Consider the following 16284-nt stretch of genomic DNA (forward strand, 5'->3'; position numbering starts at 1 on the left):
GAAAGCATTTTCCAACTACCTCAGCACAAAGACTCCGAACGCCGGCGCCGGGCTGATCCAGGACGCCTCGACCGTCCATCCCGCATCCTCCGCCAGCGTGGCAAAAGACGCCTCGGTGAACTTGTGCGAATTCTCCGTATGCAGCCGCTCGCCTGCTTTGAAGGCAAAGCTGTGGCCCGCCGCCGTGACGATCTGGTCGTGGCGGCTGACCAGATGCATCTCGATGCGGGCTAACTCCGCGTTCCACACCGCAAGGTGATCGAAGGCCCACAGGTCGAAATTGCCGGAAAGCTCGCGGTTGATCCGCCGCAGCAGGTTCTTGTTGAACTCCGCCGTCACGCCGGCCGCATCGTCGTAGGCGCGCAACAGGGTCGCTTCGTCCTTGACCTGATCGGCGCCGATGATCAGCCGCGCATCCGGCCCCAGCAGCGCCCGGATCGATCGCAGCAGGGCGCGCGCTTCCGGCGGCGTGAAATTGCCGATGGTCGAGCCGGGGAAGAAGCCGACCAGCGGCCGTCCGCGCAAGGCGCTCGGCAGCTCCACCGACGCCGTGAAATCCCCGACCACGGGCGTCACCGCCAGCTGCGGATAGGCGCGCAGCAGCTTGACGGTGGCCAGCCGCAGGGCGTCCTCGCTGATATCGATCGGCACGTAGGCCGTGATCCGCGCCGCCGCATCGAGCAGGATCTGCGTCTTGTCGCTGGCGCCGCTGCCGAATTCGACCAGCACGGCGTCGTCCGGGATATCGGCCACCAGCTCGGCGGCGATATCACGCAGCAGGGCCGTCTCGGTCCGCGTCGGATAATATTCCGGCGTGCGGCAGATGGCCTCGAACAGGTCCGAGCCGGTCGCGTCATAGAAGTATTTGGGCGACAAGGTCTTTTGCCGCGCCGACAGCCCGGTCGCCACATCGGCGACGAAACCGGCATCCCAGCCGTCGCGATCCTCCCGCGCCGTGGCGCCGACATCGCGCGCCAGCCGCACCGCCGTGCGCACCCAGCGCTTGCCGGGCGCGAAGAAGTTGCGATAGGCCGGGCGCGAATGCCAGTCGGGGGTAAAGGCGCTGCCGCCGCGCAACACCATCTGGCCGCTCATGAACTTGCCATTGTATTCGCCGACCGCGCCCGCGCCCGGCTTGAAACCCGGATAGGGCAGGTAGGCGCTTTGCGTCCACTGCCAGCCGGTGTCCCACGCCTGGTCGAGCACGCCGTCGCCTGCCGCCAGCTCCCATTCGGCCTCGGTCGGCAACCGCGCCCCGGCCCAGCGCGCGAACGCATCGGCCTCGTAGAAGCTGACATGGGTGACGGGCGCTTCGGGCGCGACGGGGCGCAGGCCGCCCAGCGTCATCTCGTGCCAGCCGTCCTGCTCCTGCCAATAGAAGGGGGCCTGCCAGCCTTCGGCCTGTACCGTGGCCCAGCCGTCGGACAACCACAGCTCGGGCCGGCCATAGCCGCCGTCCTTCATGAAATCGAGCCATTCGGCGTTGCGCACCAGCCGGTCGCTGATCTCGAAGGGTTGCAGCCAGACCTTGTGGCGCGGCCCTTCATTGTCGAAAGCGAAGCCGTCCCCCGCATGGCCGATCTCGACCAGCCCGCCGGGACGCAGCTGGAAATGGCCCTTGCGCCCGAGGGCATCCGCCGGCCAATCCGCATCGAAGGCGGGATGGAGCGGCGAGCGGCTGAACAGGTGCAGCCCGTCCATCAGCATCAGCTCCTGATGCTGCTCCTCGTGCGCCAGGCCCAACTCGAAAAGCCCCAGTTCCAGCAAGGCGTTGTCACCTGACGCCAGCAGCGCCTCCATATGGCGGTCGACGTGGCGGCGGTAGCCGAGCACGTCGTCCAGCGACGGCCGCGTCAGCAGCCCGCGCTCGGCGCGCGGCTGGCGTGCCCCCAGGGCCTCGTAATAGGAGTTGAACAGGAAGGCGAAGGCCGGCTCGAAGGGCTGATAGCCGGGCAGGGCGGACAGCATGAAGGTTTCGAAAAACCAGGTCGTATGCCCCAGGTGCCACTTGATCGGGCTGGCGTCGGGCATGGATTGAACGGCCATGTCTTCGACCGACAGCTCCCGGATCAGGGCGACGGTCCGGTCGCGGACCCGGATGTAACGGTCGAAGGGGGCCGAGGGCGCATTCTGGCGCAGCTGACAGGGTGTCATGGGCTGACTTTCTGTGACGGGGCCGTGGTCGGCTTTCAAACACAATACGCAGCAAACAAGGACAGGTTACGCGGGCGAACGCGTGATCTCGTCCACGCGGTCCGGATAAAAAGCAAGATGATCCTTGATGGATGCCACGCTTTCGTACGGATGTTCATAGCTCCACACGGCGTCACGCGACCGGCCGCCGCCGGCGGGCAGGCTGTAATAGCTGCACTCGCCCTTGTAGGGACAGTAGGTGGTCAGGCTGCTGCGCGCATAGAGGGCCATGTCGGCGTCCTCGCGCGGGATATAGAGGACGGCGGGATAGCTGGCCTCCTTGAGGCTCAGCGCCCGGGTCGTGTCGGCCACCACCTGGCCGCCGGCCCTGACGACGACGCGCGCGGGCTCGGGCGTGATGGTGATGGGGTGATCCGGTCCGGGGATTTTGATCGGCTTGTCGGTCATGGTCCTGCGCCTTGAAAGAGCCTGCGCCTTGAAAGAGACTGTTTTCGCCCGCTCCGTTTAAGGGGAGGGGGGACCGCGAAGCGGTGGGTGGGGCACTTCGGTATGAACCACAAGCGCCGCCGTCCGCCGGCGACCTTTAGCCCCCGCCCTGCCCAAACGTGGCAGCATCAACAGCCATCCCAAGGGCGGCCGCAAACCACCTTGTCGTGAACGCCACGGCCGGCCTGCGGCTGACGATGCCGTGTAGAGGCCCCTTGAGCATTGTTCCTTTACGCCCGCGCGCGGCACTGTCGCGGCGCGGGGCAATCAAGGAGATACACATGGTTGACGCCACCCAGATCAAGGAACATGCCGAAGTCATCGGCGCCGACGGCGTGCACGTCGGCACGGTCGATCACGTAGACGGCAATCGCATCAAGCTGACCCGGAAGGATTCGGGCCAGGGCGAGCACGAAGGCCATCACCACTATATCGACCTCGGCCTGGTCGCCGATATCGAAGGTGACAAGGTCCGCCTGTCGGCCAACGGCGATGTCGCCGTCCAGTTCGAGGAAGAAGAAAGCGGCGCGGCGCGGTAACCCTGCGGCTTCGCCTGTTGAAACCAGGGGCCGCCTGCAAGGGCGGCCCTTTTCTTTTACCTCCCAATGCCTTGCCGTTCCGGGTATTGCCCGCCAGCGGGATGAACGGCGGCAGGGCAGGGGCCGGGTCATCCCTTGACGGCGCATTTAACAGCCTGCAAACAAGGCACCGCAGCTCGGCAAGGATGACACCATGAACGCTCAGTCCCCTCTTAAGGTCGTCATAGTGGGCGGCGGCACGGCCGGCTATATGCTGGCGGCGTCGATCACCCGGACCTTCAAGCCGCAGTCCGCGACGGTGCGCCTGATCGAATCGAGCGACATCGCCATTGTCGGCGTCGGCGAATCGACCCTGCCGCAGGTCCGCGATTTCAACGACTTCCTGGGCGTCGACGAAGTCGAGTTCATGCGCGAGACCAACGCCACCTTCAAGCTGGCGATCGAGTTCCGCGACTGGGCCCGCCAGGGCGACATCTATTTCCACCCGTTCGGCGTTCACGGCCACGCCATCCAGGGCGTGCCCTTCCTGCAGTGCTGGCTGCGGGCGCGCGCCAACGGGCACGAATTCAATATCGACGACTTTTCCTACCCCAGCGTGGCCAGCCGCGAACAGAAGTTCGAATTCCCGGACAAGGACCGCGCCTCGATCCGCTCGACCTATTCCTACGCCTACCATTTCGACGCCTATCTCTACGCCGCCTACCTGCGCCGCTGGTCGGAAAAACGCGGTCTGGTCCGCACCGAGGGGACGGTGGTCGATGTCGCCCTGCGGCCCGAGGACGGCCATATCAAATCGCTGACGCTCAGCTCCGGCGAAGTGGTCGAAGGCGACATCTTCATCGACTGCTCGGGCTTCCGCGGCGTGATGATCAACCAGGCGCTGAAGGTCGGGTTCGAGGACTGGTCGTCCTGGCTGCCGTGCGACCGCGCCTGGGCGCTGTCGACCGACCTGGGCGGCGACTTCAACGCCACGACGCGCTGCACGGCGCGCGAGGCGGGATGGCAGTGGCGCATTCCGCTGCAGAGGCGCTTCGGCACCGGCTATGTCTTCTCCAGCCGCTTCACCACGGAGGAGCGCGCGCGCGAGGTCCTGTACGAAAACCTCGACGGCGCGCCGCAGGAGGCCGAGCCCCGCCTGATCCGCTTCCAGTCGGGGCGCCGCAAGACGTCCTGGTATAAGAACTGCATCGCGCTGGGCCTGGCCGCCGGCTTCCTGGAGCCGCTGGAATCGACCAGCATCTACATGTCGCAGATCGCCGTCAGCTTCCTGATGCGCCTGTTTCCCGGCCAGACCGTCGATCCCGCCCTGGCCGACGAATACAACCGCCTGGTCGATATCGAATATGCCCGTGTCCGCGACTTCCTGATCCTGCACTATCACGCGACGGCGGAACGGACGGGGCCCCTGTGGGAGCACGTCCACACCATGGAGTTGCCCGAGTCGCTGACCGAGAAGATGGAGGTCTTCAAGCGGCGCGGGCACATCCACCGCTATCGCGACGGCCTGTTCTCGCCGGCCAGCTGGACGGCCATCTATACGGGGCAGCGGCTGCTGCCCGACGGCTACGACCCCCAGGCCGACAATATCGATTTCGACAGCATGCTGAAGACCATGACCGACCTGCGCGGCCATATCGCGGAAAACGTCGCCGGCATGCGGTCGCACCGCGATTTCGTGGACAGCTACTGCATGGCGCCCGAACCCAGGGCGTCCCGCGGGCAGGCCCGTGGCTGAGACAATATCCGACCGCAAGACACAGGAGGGCCGCATGCCCGCACCCGGTTCCATCCGCAAGATCGTCATCGTCGGCCGTGATGAGGCGCTGTGGTTCGCCGCGAACATCCTGTTGACATCGTTCCACCGCACCGGCCTTCAGGTCGTCGCCGCCGAACTGCCGTCGCGGCTGCGCGCCGTCGACGTGACGCCCACCCTGCGCAACCAGCAGGGCTTTCACCGCATGCTGTCGCTCAAGGAAGGTCCGCTGATGGGCTTTACCCAGGCGACCTACAGCCTCGGGCAGCGCTTTTCGGATTTCAGCCGGCGGCTGCCGTCCTTCGTCCACGGCTATGGCTCCGACGGCATGCCGATCAACCGCGTGCCGTTCCACCACTATTGGGTCAAGGCGCGGTCCGCCGGGCTCAAGGCCGGCTATGACGACTTTTCGCTCAATGCGGCGGCGGCGCGGCAGGGCCGGTTCTTCTTCCCCGACCCCGAGACGGACCGCTTCGCCGAGTGCGACTACGGGTTCCATTTCGACAGCCGCTCCTATTGCGAGCTGCTGAAGCAACTGGCCGTCAACCGCGGCGCGGCGCACGTCCAGGCGCCGGGACTGGTCCATGTGTCGCGCAACCCGGAAACCGGCCATATCCTGTCGGTCAGCCTGGCGAACGGCACGTCCGTCGAAGGCGACCTGTTCATCGACGCCACCGGAGCGGAAAGCCTGCTTCTCGGCAAGGCGCTCGGCACCGCGTTCGAGTCGTGGCGCCAGTGGCTGCCCTGCGACCGCCTGTTGACGGCCAGCGGCCCGGCGTTTTCGCCCCTGCCGTCGTTCAGCCAGGTGTCGGCTTTCCGCTCGGGCTGGGTGGGGCAGTTCCCGCTGCGCAACCGGACCGGCATCCAGCAGGTCTATGCCGGCGACGAGATGAAGGAACAGGAGGCGCTGGAAAACGCCGGCAAGGTAACGTCGATGCGCCTGAGCGGCGACGCGGTCGTCACGCCCTTCGAAGCGGGGCGGCGCCAGTCCGCCTGGGTCGGCAACTGTATCGGCATCGGCGAGGCGGCGGCGGTTTTCGACCCGATCGACAGCGTCGGCATGCAGGCGATCCTGACCGGGCTGTCGCACCTGACGTCGCTGCTGCCGCTCGACAGCGACATGGCGCTGGAGCGCAAGGAGTATAACCTCAACCTCCAGTCGGCGTACGAACGCATCCGCGACTACCAGATCTGCCATTACAAGCTGAACCAGCGCGACGGCGATCCGCTGTGGGACCGTTGCCGTCAGATGGAGCTGCCGGAGCAACTGGCCCACAAGATCAGGCTGTTCGTGGCGCGCGGCCACCTGGTCGAATATGACGATGAAACCTTCGTGGACTACGACTGGCGCGCCATGTTCTTCGGCCACGGCCTGATCCCGCAGGCCTACGACCCCGTGGCCGACCAGACCCCGGAAGGCGAGGTCATGGAGCGCTTCCAGCAGATGTTCGGCTTCATCAAAAACCGTGTCGTGGCGATGAAGCCGATGGAAGCTTATCTCGAGACGTAGCCGGCTAATTCCCGCCCGTCCCGGCCGCCTCGAGCAGGTTGTCACGCAGGGCCGACACGCCCTTTTGCAGCGTGGCAAACGCTTCGGGACCGAGGCCCGAGGCCTTGACCAGGGTCATGTTCAGCGCCTTTTCGCGCAAAGCCCGGCCGGCATCGGTCAGGCTGACGATGACCGAGCGCTCGTCCTTGGGGTCGCGGGCGCGGCGCACCAGCCCGGCGGCCTCCAGCTTCTTCAGGACCGGCGTCAGCGTGTTCGATTCGAGGAACAGCTTTTCGCCCAGGCTGCCGACCGACTGGTGGTCTTCCTCCGACAGGGCCACGATGGCGATGTATTGCGGGTAGGTGACGCCCAGCTGGTCGAGGATCGGCTTATAGGCGCGGCCATAGGCCAGGTTGGCGGAATAGACGGCAAAGCACAGGAAGTTTTCCAGTTGCGGCTTCGGCTTGGTGTCGGGCATGGCGGTGGTCCTTTCTCACAACCAATATAATCGTGTGCGATTAAATCGGAAAGGGGTTGACAACGCCAATTTGTCCGGATTATAGATCGGCATCGATTAAAGCGTATACGATATAAATGATCTTTCCCCGGGACCAATGTCCCGAATATCCATAGTCATTTATATCGTATACGCTTTAATCGAACGTGAAATTAATCAAGGAGTGCCTGTCATGGAAACGATCAACCTCCGCCGCCGTCAACTGCTGGGAACCGGTCTTGGCCTGTCGGCCATGGCGCTTCTGCCGGCTGTCTCCGCCCGCGCGCAAACCGCCCCGGCCAAGGCCGCCTTCGGTCTGGAACGCCAGGTCAAGGCCGGCCTGCTCACTGTCGGTTATGTCGAAGCCGGTCCGGCCGACGGTCCGGCTGTCATCCTGCTGCACGGCTGGCCCTACGACATCCATGCCTTTGCCGAGGTCGCGCCGATCCTGGCGGCCGAAGGCTACCGCGTGCTGGTGCCGTACCTGCGCGGCTACGGCTCGACCCGCTTCCTGTCCGCCGACACGGTGCGCAACGGCCAGCAATCGGCGCTGGCGGCCGACATGATCGCCTTCATGGATGCGCTCGGCATCCACAAGGCCGTGCTGGGCGGCTTCGACTGGGGCGCGCGCACCGTCAACATCATGGCCGCCCTGTGGCCCGAACGCTGCGTCGCCATGGTGTCGGTCAGCGGTTACCTGATCGGCAGCCAGGCCGCCAACCGCGCGCCGCTGCCGCCGCAGGCCGAACAAGCCTGGTGGTACCAGTACTATTTCGCCACCGAGCGCGGCGCCGCCGGCTATGCCGCCAACACCGACGCCTTCGCGCGGCTGATCTGGCAGACCGCCTCGCCGCAGTGGCATTTCGACGACGCCACCTTTGCCCGCAGCGCCCAGGCCTTCGCCAATCCCGACCACGTCGCCATCACCATCGACAACTACCGCTGGCGGCTGGGCCTGTCGGGCGGTGAGCGCCGCTACGACGCCTTCGAGAAGGTCCTGGCGGCCGCGCCCGCCATCGCCGTGCCGACCATCACGATGGAAGGCGACGCCAACGGCGCCCCGCATCCGGCTCCGTCCGCCTATGCCGGCAAGTTCACCGGCAAGTACCAGCACCGCACCGTCGGCGGCGGCGTCGGCCACAACCTGCCCCAGGAAGCGCCCGCCGCCTTCGCCCGCGCCGTCCTCGACGCCGCCCGTTTCTGAAATCGAATCCCTGAAAGGAATAAACCGATGAAATCCCTGTCCGTTTCCCTCCTGGCCTTTGCCGCTGCGTTCGGCCTGGCCGCCGCGTCGCCGTCGTCGGCCGAAGTCCGCAATGTCGTCATCGTCCACGGCGCGTTCGCCGACGGCTCCGGCTGGCGCAAGGTCTCCGACATCCTGGCGGCGCGCGGCTATCACGTCACTGTCGTGCAGGAGCCGCTGACCGGCCTGGCCGATGATGTCGCCGCCACCCGCCGCGTGCTGGCCCTGCAGGACGGCCCGACCGTTCTGGTCGGCCACTCCTATGCCGGCATGGTGATCAGCGACGCCGGCAATGCGCCCAATGTGGCGGGGCTGGTCTATGTCGCCGCCTTCGAGCCCGAAGCGGGCGAGACCCTGGCCGGGCTGGCCGGCACCAAACCCGCCGACGGCCCGGCGGGCGCCATCCAGGCGACCGGCGACGGTTTCCTCTATCTCGATCCGAAGCTGTTCGGGGCGGCCTTCGCCGCCGACCTGCCGCCGGCTGAAAGCGATGCGCTGGCCCGCTCGCAGGTCTTCGCCGCCAGGGCCGCCTTCACCGCGCCCGCCGGCGACCCCGCCTGGAAGCATAAGCCAAGCTGGGCGCTGGTGGCGCGGGACGACCGCTCGATCAATCCTCAGCTTGAACGCGACATGGCCCGCCGCGCCGGCAGCACCATGCGCGAAATCGCCTCAAGCCACGCGGTCTACGCTTCGCATCCCGATGCCGTTGCCGACCTGATCGTCGATGCCGCCAAGGGAGCCTCGAAATGACCCTGCCGACCCTTGAACAGATGCTCGCCGCCTCGGTCGCCCTGCTGATCGTGCAGATCTTCGCCCAGGCCCAGGCCTTCACAAAGGAAAAGGGCTCCGCCTGGAATGCCGGGCCGCGCGACGGCGGCAACGACGCCACGGGTGTCTTTGCCGGCCGCGTCAAGCGCGCGCTCGACAATTACGAGGAAACCTGGCCGGCCTTTGCCGCCCTGGCGCTGGCCCTGATGGTCACCGGGCACACGAACGGCCTGGGCGCAGGGGCGGCCCTGGCCTGGCTCGCCGCGCGGCTGGTCTATATCCCGCTCTACTATGCGGGCATCCCGTATGCGCGCAGCCTGGTCTGGCTGGTGTCGGTCGCGGCGCTGGTCGCCATGATCGTCGCGCTGGTCTGAAGGCGAGGGGCCAGACGCGCGCCGGCCCCAATCCCTCAGGCCATGGCCGATATGGCGCCCAGTTCCTCAAGATCGAGGTCGCGCTCCAGCTCGTGCAGCGTCTCTTCGTCGATATCGCCGGCCCGGTGCAGGCGGATCAGCTCGGCGCGGCCGGCGGCGACGGTCTTCAGCACCAGCTCGAAATGGGCCACCAGCAGTGGACGGAACTCGTCTTCGTTGGCGACATAGTCCGGCATCTTGGTGGCCTTCAGGTGGAAGCGTTCCAGCAGGCGGGGATGGACCAGTTCGCCGTCGGGGCCGTAGGCGTGCTTTTTCACGACCTCGTACTGGACCAGCGCCATGGCCAGCTCGGCCTCGCTCATGCTCAGCCGCGCCACATCGCCTTCGGCCTCGGTCAGCTTCGCCCAGCGGATGACGCGCCCCAGCGTCATGCCCTGGATGAGAACGGTGCCGAGGATGACCGCGAAGGCCGTCACCAGGATGAAGTCGCGGCCGGGAAAGCCTTCCGGGATCGATAGCGCCACGGCCAGGGTCACCACGCCGCGCATGCCGGCCCAGCTTAAAACCGTGTCGCAGCGCCAGCCGAGCGGCAGGGTGCGCTTGAAGCCCATACGATTGAAGACGTGGCTGATGGCGTCGGTGCCGAACACCCAGGCAAAGCGCGCCGCCGTCAGGGCCAGCAGGATCAGGCCGACCGGCACGGCCATGCGCTCGATGACGATGCCGAAGCCGCCGACGCGCTCGACCACGCCGCGCAAGGATGACCCGATCAGCATGAAGACCATGGCCTCCATCAGAAAGATCATCACGGTCCAGAACGAGGTGCCGCGCATGCGCACGGCGGCGCTGAACACGGTGTGCTGGTTCCAGCCGCAGATCAGGCCTGCCGTGACGGCGGCGATGACGCCCGACACGTGCAGCGTCTCACCCAGCAGATAGGCCGACCAGGAGGTCAGCACCGAGGCGGCGATCATCAGGTATTCATCGCCCAGCCGCCGGACCAGGAAGACCCAGGCCAGGCCGATGGCGGTCCCGACCGCCGCGCCGCCGAAGGCGAGCAGCAGGAAACTGCCGACGGCGCTGCCGGCATCGAAGGTGCCGGTGATGCCGGCGGCGATGGCGAAGCGGAACAGCACCAGGCCCGACGCGTCGTTGAGCAGGCTTTCGCCCTCCAGCAGGATCGACAGGCGGCGCGGTATCCTGACGGTTTGCAGGATGGCGCGCGCCGATACGGCGTCGGGCGGCGACACGATGGCGCCCAACGCCGCGCACGCCGCCCATGGCAGGGCAGGCACCAGGGCGTGGGCGGCCACGGCGATGACGACGGTGGTGAACAGCACGGCGCCGACGGCCAGCGACACCACGCCCACCTTGTGCCTGAGCAGTTGCGCGAACGAAATGAACCACGCCCCGTCCATCAGCAGCGGCGGCAGGAAGATGACCAGTACCAGCTCAGGGTCGAGCGAGATCACCGGCAGGCCGGGCAGGAAGGCCAGCAGCGCGCCACCGGCGATCAGGGCCACCGCCGGCGGCAGGCCCAGCTTGCGCGCCGCGAAATGCAAGGCGATGACGGCCAGCAGGGTGGCGATCATCAGTTCGAACAATTGCATGGGAGGCATGGGACTCGTCTGCTGGAAAAAAGGGGCATGGCGACCGTCGCGGCCGAACCTTGAGCGCGATCCAAAACGTGTAACGCACTTTTTGGACACATTGCGCGACAAAACAAAAGCCTGGAGCATGGGGGTGTCAAGCCGGCTGCGGCCCGGCCTTGCCTGTGCGGATGAACTGTGTATACTGTGCATATGTCGGCCGTACTGGCCAGCCGGGGTGGCTTCTATGAAAAAATGGTTTTGTACCATCGTGCTGGCGTCGGCAATGTGCGCCCAGCCGGTTTCGGCCTGCACGATTTTCACGGTCAAGAAGAACAATACCGTGCTGATCGCCGGCAACCAGGACCAGGCGCCGGCGAAGGAATACCTGATCGTCGACCACACGGGCAAATACGGCGTCGTCTTTATCGCGACGCCCAGTGACGCCAATCCCATGACCGAGGAGATGGGCGTCAACGAACAGGGCCTGAGCTACGCCATCAACGCCATTTCGAGCGAAAAGCTGGTCCATGTGCCGAACGCCATCCGCCAGGACGAATGGGCGCTGGTCAAGCTGATGCGCGAGACGGGCTCGGTCAACGAACTGCTCGCGCGGTTTTTCCAGTATGACTGGGGCCCGTCGTTCGCTTACCAGATCCAGGTCGCGGACCGGTCGGGTGACGCCGCCGTCATCCATCCGGGCCTGGACGGCCGGCTGACCTTCACGCGCGTCGATCGTTCGCGGAACTATCTTGTCTCGACCAATTTCAATGTCCGCGACGCCGCCACCCGGGGGTTGATTTCGCCGCGCTACCAGACGGCTTCCGGCCGTCTGAAAGACCTTATGGCTCAAAACACCGTGTCGCAAAAATCGGTCGCCGCGGTGCTGGAGGCCACGCGCCAGGACTGGGGTTTTGTCAGCCCCGTGCGAACCCTCTATTCGACCGTCGTCGACCTGAATACGCTCGACATCGACATCTATCTCGACGGCCGGTTCGACAAGGCCTATCGGCTGAATGTCCACACGCTGCTGGCCGGAATGTCGGGAAAGACGGTGCTGCCGCTCCGCCAGGCCATCGGGGGGCAGCGCGCGAACTGACCGTTCGCGGCTATTCGACCGGTGCGCCGGCGTGGCACATGTTGACCTCTTTCCACGCCGTCAGTTCGCGGTGTCCGTCCAGGCCCTGGAAGACGACCGCCGCGACCATGCGGCGGTGGAGCGGATTGGGCTCGAGCGTCGGGCGGCGCACCCACAGGCACAGGCTGTAATTGGTGCCGGCGACGACCTGGACCTTGGCCGAATAGACTCCCTTCAGCACATAGCCCGGGGATTCGTGCACGGCGAAGGCGGCGGCCGCGTCCACGGCGGCCCTGTCGGTGGCGGGACCATAGCCGCCGACCATGACCGGCGCGGCGGGCGCGGGCGGAGGCGTGGTGATGCGCTCCCACAGGCTGGGGCCCTTTTTCGCGGGCGGTTGCGGGGCGGGCTTCGCCGCCTTGGGCTTTACGGGCGGCTGCGGCGGGGCAACGGGTGCCGGGGCTTGCGGCGCGGGCGCGGCCATTGCGATTTGGGGGGCGACAGGTTCAGGCGCTACGGGCTTGGGTGCAACGGGTTGTGGTGCGGCCGGCGGCGTCACGGCCATCTGCACGGGCGGGGCCGCCGGGGCGGGCGCGGGGACAGGCGCCGGGGCTTGGGGAACGGGAGCCGCCGCCACAACAGGCGGGGGCGCCGGAGCGGCGGGCGCAGCCGGTGCGGCGGGCGCTTGCGCCGTGCGGGCGGCGGCGCGCTTCTGGGCGTCGTCCCAGGCGTGGCGGCCAAAGACGTGCGGGCGCGGGCCGATTCCGGCGATGTCGGCCTGTTCCTGTTTCGGCTCGGGCGCCTGGGCGCAGGCCGCCGCCGTCATCGCAAAAGCCAGGGCACTGAACAGGATGTTTCGGGACACTTGCATCATATCGCTCCGCTGATCCGTTCTCATTGCACGATCCAGCCGCTTTTGCCAGATGCCGCACGCCCGCACGATGTCAGGCGCGACATGCGGCTTTAATTGGCGGTCTCAATAGACCGGGCAGCGCATCCAGCGGTAGGGCCGCGCCCACATGACGCCCATGGACCGCACCAGCACGAAGCCATGCGATTCCGCCGGGCCGTCATCGGCCGGATTGCAGTTGGGCAGGCCGACATAAGGGCTGTAGCCGTCGCGGCGAACACCCAGCGGACCGGTGTCGTTGAGCTTGACCTCGGCGACGTCGAAGCTGACATAGCCGCCGTCATACAGGTGGTCGTCGATGCGCGCGCGCTGGTTCAGCACCACGACGTGCGCCGACTTCTGGCGCGAGCGCTGCAGGTAGTCGCGCGCCGGGGCGAAGCAGCCGTCCGGCGACTTTTCGTTGCGGTTGCGCCAGTCGCGCGTGTCGGAGCAATCGACGATGAACAGGTCGTCGCCATAGGCCTCGTAGGTCGCTGCCGGCACCGGCGCCAGCGGCGCGCCGCAGCGGTTGAGCGCCTTTTCGGTGATGAAAAGGCCGCCTTCGCCCGGCTCGACATACCAGCGGATGGGTTCGCTGGCCCAGCAGCTGTCGACCGCCGTCATCATCGACGTCTTGAACCAGCGGCCGTCGGCCTTGAACTTGTTGTCGCCCTTGCGCTTCAGCACCCACTGGTCGATGTCCTTGTCGCCCAGGATGTCGCCGGCATGGACCGGGTTGCGGGCGGCGACCAGGTCCAGTTCCTGTTCGTCCGGATGGGCTTGCATATAGGTGACGGCGGGCACGGCGCACCAGGTCGTCCGGAGGCTATACTGCGGATCGCACTGCCCCGGCACCGCCAGGTAGCGGCGCTGCCCCGCCACGCGCAGGGTCTCGGTGACGTGCCGTCCGCCCTCGGAGCGGATGGTGTTGCCCTCCGGCATGTAGGGGCCGTGCGGATCGCGCGGGCCGCCGCCGCAGCTGACCATCTGGCTTTCGACCGCGACGGCCGCGCCGTTGCGCACGATGATGCCATAGCCGACATCCTCACCGTTCAGCGCATAGCAGTCGCGCGGCACCTGGATGTCGGAGGTCGGCAGCTCGACCGGCCGGGCGTCGATGCCTTTCGCGTCGCGCCGCACGTCGTAGAGCCGGAAGTCCTGGCCGTAGGGGCCGGACAGGCGCTGGCCCGCTGCCACGGGGTGGTTGACGAAGAGCACGCGCAGCGGCTTGTCGCTCAAGGGCAGGCCGTCGGCGCACAGGTCGCCGGCCGAGGCCTTGCAGCGGTCGCGCGGCGCGGCGACGGGAAGATCGTCGCCGGTCACTTCGCGCACCGTGCCGAATTCCGGCGGCTTGACCAGCTGCGGCTGGTGCGACTGCGCGGCCGCGATGGCCGGCAGCGCGAACCCTGCGAAAACCAGACTCGTCCACACTCTGCGTATCATGGAACCCCTCCCTGAAATGCCCGGGCGCAGTTAACGCTATCGGGGGTGGAATTTCAACCAGGGGTATCGGATAGAGACTTAGGGCGCTTTTGGGAACGCGCCCTAGTGCTTGTGCCGATGGCGGCGGTGGTGACGGTGATGCGTCTTCGCCGCCTGCGCGCCGAAATGCACGCCGATGGTGACGCGGCGGTTCCGGGCATTCTTGACGCCGTCGGCCGTCCTGACCGCCAGGTGCGTTTCGCCGTGCCAGGCGACCGTGATGGCCTCTTCGGCGACGCCGCCGGCCTTCAGTTCCTCGGCCACGGCAGCGGCCCGGCGGTGCGACAGGCCCATATTGTAGGCCGCGCTGCCCGACGTGTCGGCATAGCCGTCGACGCTGACATGGGCGTCGGGGGCGGACTGGGCGTGCTGGGCGGCATCGGCGACGATGCTGCGCGCCTTGTCGTCCAGCCTGGCGCCGCCGAGCGGGAAATAGGCCGTGAAGTGCCGGGCCTTCGCCGACGGGGCGGCGGCTGCCGGCAGGGGCGCGGACGTTACGGCCGAAGCCGGTTGCGCGGGGGCGGGCGCGGCAGGATCGGCCGCGGCGAGCGGATCGGGATTTACGGGTTGCGTCGGCGCCGAGGTGGGAACCGGAGGCGCGGCTATGGGCGCCGGGGGCGCCTGGACGGCGGCTTTTGCGTGTGCCTTGCCCGGCGCGCGGGCCGATTTCGCGAAGAAGCGCTTGGGTTCCTTTGCCGTGGCGGCGGCGTCCGAGCCGGGCGCGGTGTCGGCTTCGGCATCCGCGGGCGGTGGCGGTGGCGGCAGGGCGGCGACCGCTTCGGTCGGCATGGGCGCGGGCGCGGCCATAGCCGGGGCGGACGGCGGCGGAACCATGGCCTGGGGCGTGGCGGGGGCCGGGTCGGCTTGCGCGACGGCTACGGGCGCCGGCGCGGCGGCGGCCTGGACCTTGCGCGACTTGGTAAAGGGCAGGGACAGGGCCGGAAAATGCAGGCCGGCGTGCTGTGCCTTGGCCGCCGGGGCCGGCAGCGGGGCGTCGGCATAGGTGGATGGCTCAGGCGACGAGCCGCCGCCGAAGGTCCAGCGCAGGCCGACACTGACGCTCTGGTCCTTGATCGGGCCGGCGGCCTTGGCGGTCCACGCGTCGGTGGTCCCGCCGTGGACGTCGCTCATCGCCACGTCGTACGAGGTCGACGCCGTGCGCAGGTAGCGGTAGGTCATGTCGAAGTGCAGGCTTTGCGTCACGTCCCAGCTGGCTCCGGCCAGGAACTGCCCGGCGGGCACGGTCTTGTCGCCGGCCATGCTGTAGGTCAGCACGTGGCCGGTCGGGGCATTGGTTTCGTGGTAGCCGGTCTTGACGTGGACCATGCCGGCGCCGACGCCGACGAACGGGTGGATCGGCATGTCCGGGCGCAGGTCGAAGATGGCGTTGGCCATCAGCGAGGTCTTGTCGAAATTGCCGAGGTCGGCCGTACGGCTGCTGCCCAGCCCGTTGATGACGGTGCCGGGGCGCGTGCCGACTTCGATTTCGGCGCGGAGATTCGGCGTGAAGCGGTAGCCGGCGCGGGCGAAGCCTTCGGCGGCGTAGTCGGGCTTCAGCGTATAGCTGCCGGCGGCGGCAGGCGCCGTGGCGCCGGCATTGGCCGAGGTCAGGGTGACATCGGTTACCTTCAGCGCCTGCGAAGACGACAGGTCGTGCCCGGCATCGGCGGCGACGTACCAGCCCAGGCGCGTGTCGGCCAGGGCCGTGCCCGCGCAGGCGACGCCGGTCAGCGCGACCGCCGTGCCGGTAATGAGTTGAAGACGCAAGCCTGCCATGGAAGAACCCGACACCGTACCTTTTAAAAACCGCAACTTAGCAGCCCGGAGGCGATTTCAGAATGCCCGCCGGCTTTTGACGCAAGAATAGCGGACGGCGCGGCATTTTTGTCCCGCATACGCCTGACGGGCGCAAAGTCGAAGTTAACACGGCGCGGAGTTAGCCGG

Annotated in this window: 14 protein-coding genes; 7 read left to right on the forward strand and 7 right to left on the reverse strand. The window is 67.2% G+C overall.

The features are described from left to right. Positions 1-15 precede the first annotated feature (15 nt). Together egtB and AB8717_RS05880 are read right to left on the reverse strand one after the other, a co-directional pair. Positions 16-2154, reverse strand: a complete 2139-nt coding sequence (gene egtB / locus AB8717_RS05875; protein WP_443750102.1) for an ergothioneine biosynthesis protein EgtB — start codon at positions 2152-2154, stop codon at positions 16-18. Between the two features lie 66 nt (positions 2155-2220). Then, complete coding sequence (locus AB8717_RS05880) at positions 2221-2601, reverse strand: DUF427 domain-containing protein (protein ID WP_443750103.1); 381 nt, start codon at positions 2599-2601, stop codon at positions 2221-2223. 320 nt (positions 2602-2921) lie between these two features. Between AB8717_RS05880 and AB8717_RS05885 the strand changes: the two genes are divergently transcribed. From AB8717_RS05885 to AB8717_RS05895, 3 genes are all read left to right on the forward strand, one after another. Beyond that, complete coding sequence (locus tag AB8717_RS05885; protein ID WP_443750104.1) at positions 2922-3179, forward strand: DUF2171 domain-containing protein; 258 nt, start codon at positions 2922-2924, stop codon at positions 3177-3179. A 193-nt stretch (positions 3180-3372) separates the two neighbouring features. After that, positions 3373-4914 carry a tryptophan halogenase family protein gene (locus tag AB8717_RS05890; RefSeq protein WP_443750105.1) on the forward strand — a complete coding sequence of 514 codons (1542 nt, stop codon included), beginning with the start codon at positions 3373-3375 and terminating at the stop codon, positions 4912-4914. A gap of 34 nt (positions 4915-4948) precedes the next feature. Continuing rightward, the gene (locus AB8717_RS05895; RefSeq protein WP_443750106.1) at positions 4949-6442 is read left to right on the forward strand and encodes a tryptophan halogenase family protein; all 1494 of its coding nucleotides are present in this window, start codon (positions 4949-4951) and stop codon (positions 6440-6442) included. A 4-nt stretch (positions 6443-6446) separates the two neighbouring features. Here AB8717_RS05895 and AB8717_RS05900 read toward each other — a convergent pair whose 3' ends face one another. Continuing rightward, a complete protein-coding gene (locus AB8717_RS05900) occupies positions 6447-6899 on the reverse strand; it encodes a MarR family winged helix-turn-helix transcriptional regulator (RefSeq protein WP_443750107.1) in 453 nt (150 codons plus the stop codon). A 211-nt stretch (positions 6900-7110) separates the two neighbouring features. On the opposite strand from AB8717_RS05900, the gene AB8717_RS05905 reads away from it, so the two are divergent. The 3 genes from AB8717_RS05905 to AB8717_RS05915 are packed head-to-tail and all read left to right on the forward strand — an operon-like array spanning position 7111 to position 9302. After that, positions 7111-8121 carry an alpha/beta fold hydrolase gene (locus AB8717_RS05905; protein WP_443750108.1) on the forward strand — a complete coding sequence of 337 codons (1011 nt, stop codon included), beginning with the start codon at positions 7111-7113 and terminating at the stop codon, positions 8119-8121. Positions 8122-8148: 27 nt separating this feature from the next. Beyond that, positions 8149-8910: an alpha/beta fold hydrolase gene (locus tag AB8717_RS05910; RefSeq protein WP_443750109.1), complete on the forward strand. Its 762-nt coding sequence runs from the start codon at positions 8149-8151 to the stop codon at positions 8908-8910. After that, positions 8907-9302: an MAPEG family protein gene (locus AB8717_RS05915; RefSeq protein WP_443750110.1), complete on the forward strand. Its 396-nt coding sequence runs from the start codon at positions 8907-8909 to the stop codon at positions 9300-9302. The genes AB8717_RS05910 and AB8717_RS05915 overlap by 4 nt, the downstream gene beginning before the upstream one ends. 35 nt (positions 9303-9337) lie before the next feature. Here the strand turns inward: AB8717_RS05915 and AB8717_RS05920 are convergent, their stop codons facing one another. Continuing rightward, a complete protein-coding gene (locus tag AB8717_RS05920) occupies positions 9338-10921 on the reverse strand; it encodes a Na+/H+ antiporter (protein ID WP_443750111.1) in 1584 nt (527 codons plus the stop codon). A gap of 217 nt (positions 10922-11138) precedes the next feature. Here AB8717_RS05920 and AB8717_RS05925 point away from each other — a divergent pair, with 217 nt between their 5' ends. Next, complete coding sequence (locus AB8717_RS05925; protein WP_443750112.1) at positions 11139-11990, forward strand: hypothetical protein; 852 nt, start codon at positions 11139-11141, stop codon at positions 11988-11990. A gap of 10 nt (positions 11991-12000) precedes the next feature. On the opposite strand, the gene AB8717_RS05930 is transcribed toward AB8717_RS05925, so the two are convergent. The 3 genes from AB8717_RS05930 to AB8717_RS05940 form a co-directional block, all read right to left on the reverse strand. After that, positions 12001-12840 (reverse strand): hypothetical protein, encoded by an 840-nt coding sequence (locus AB8717_RS05930; protein WP_443750113.1) that lies wholly within the window; start codon positions 12838-12840, stop codon positions 12001-12003. Between the two features lie 105 nt (positions 12841-12945). Further along, positions 12946-14301 (reverse strand): hypothetical protein, encoded by a 1356-nt coding sequence (locus AB8717_RS05935; RefSeq protein ID WP_443750114.1) that lies wholly within the window; start codon positions 14299-14301, stop codon positions 12946-12948. Positions 14302-14403: 102 nt separating this feature from the next. Next, the gene (locus AB8717_RS05940) at positions 14404-16116 is read right to left on the reverse strand and encodes an OmpA family protein (protein ID WP_443750115.1); all 1713 of its coding nucleotides are present in this window, start codon (positions 16114-16116) and stop codon (positions 14404-14406) included. Positions 16117-16284 lie beyond the last annotated feature (168 nt).

The organism is Asticcacaulis solisilvae, assembly GCF_052327315.1.
GTDB lineage: Bacteria > Pseudomonadota > Alphaproteobacteria > Caulobacterales > Caulobacteraceae > Asticcacaulis > Asticcacaulis solisilvae_B.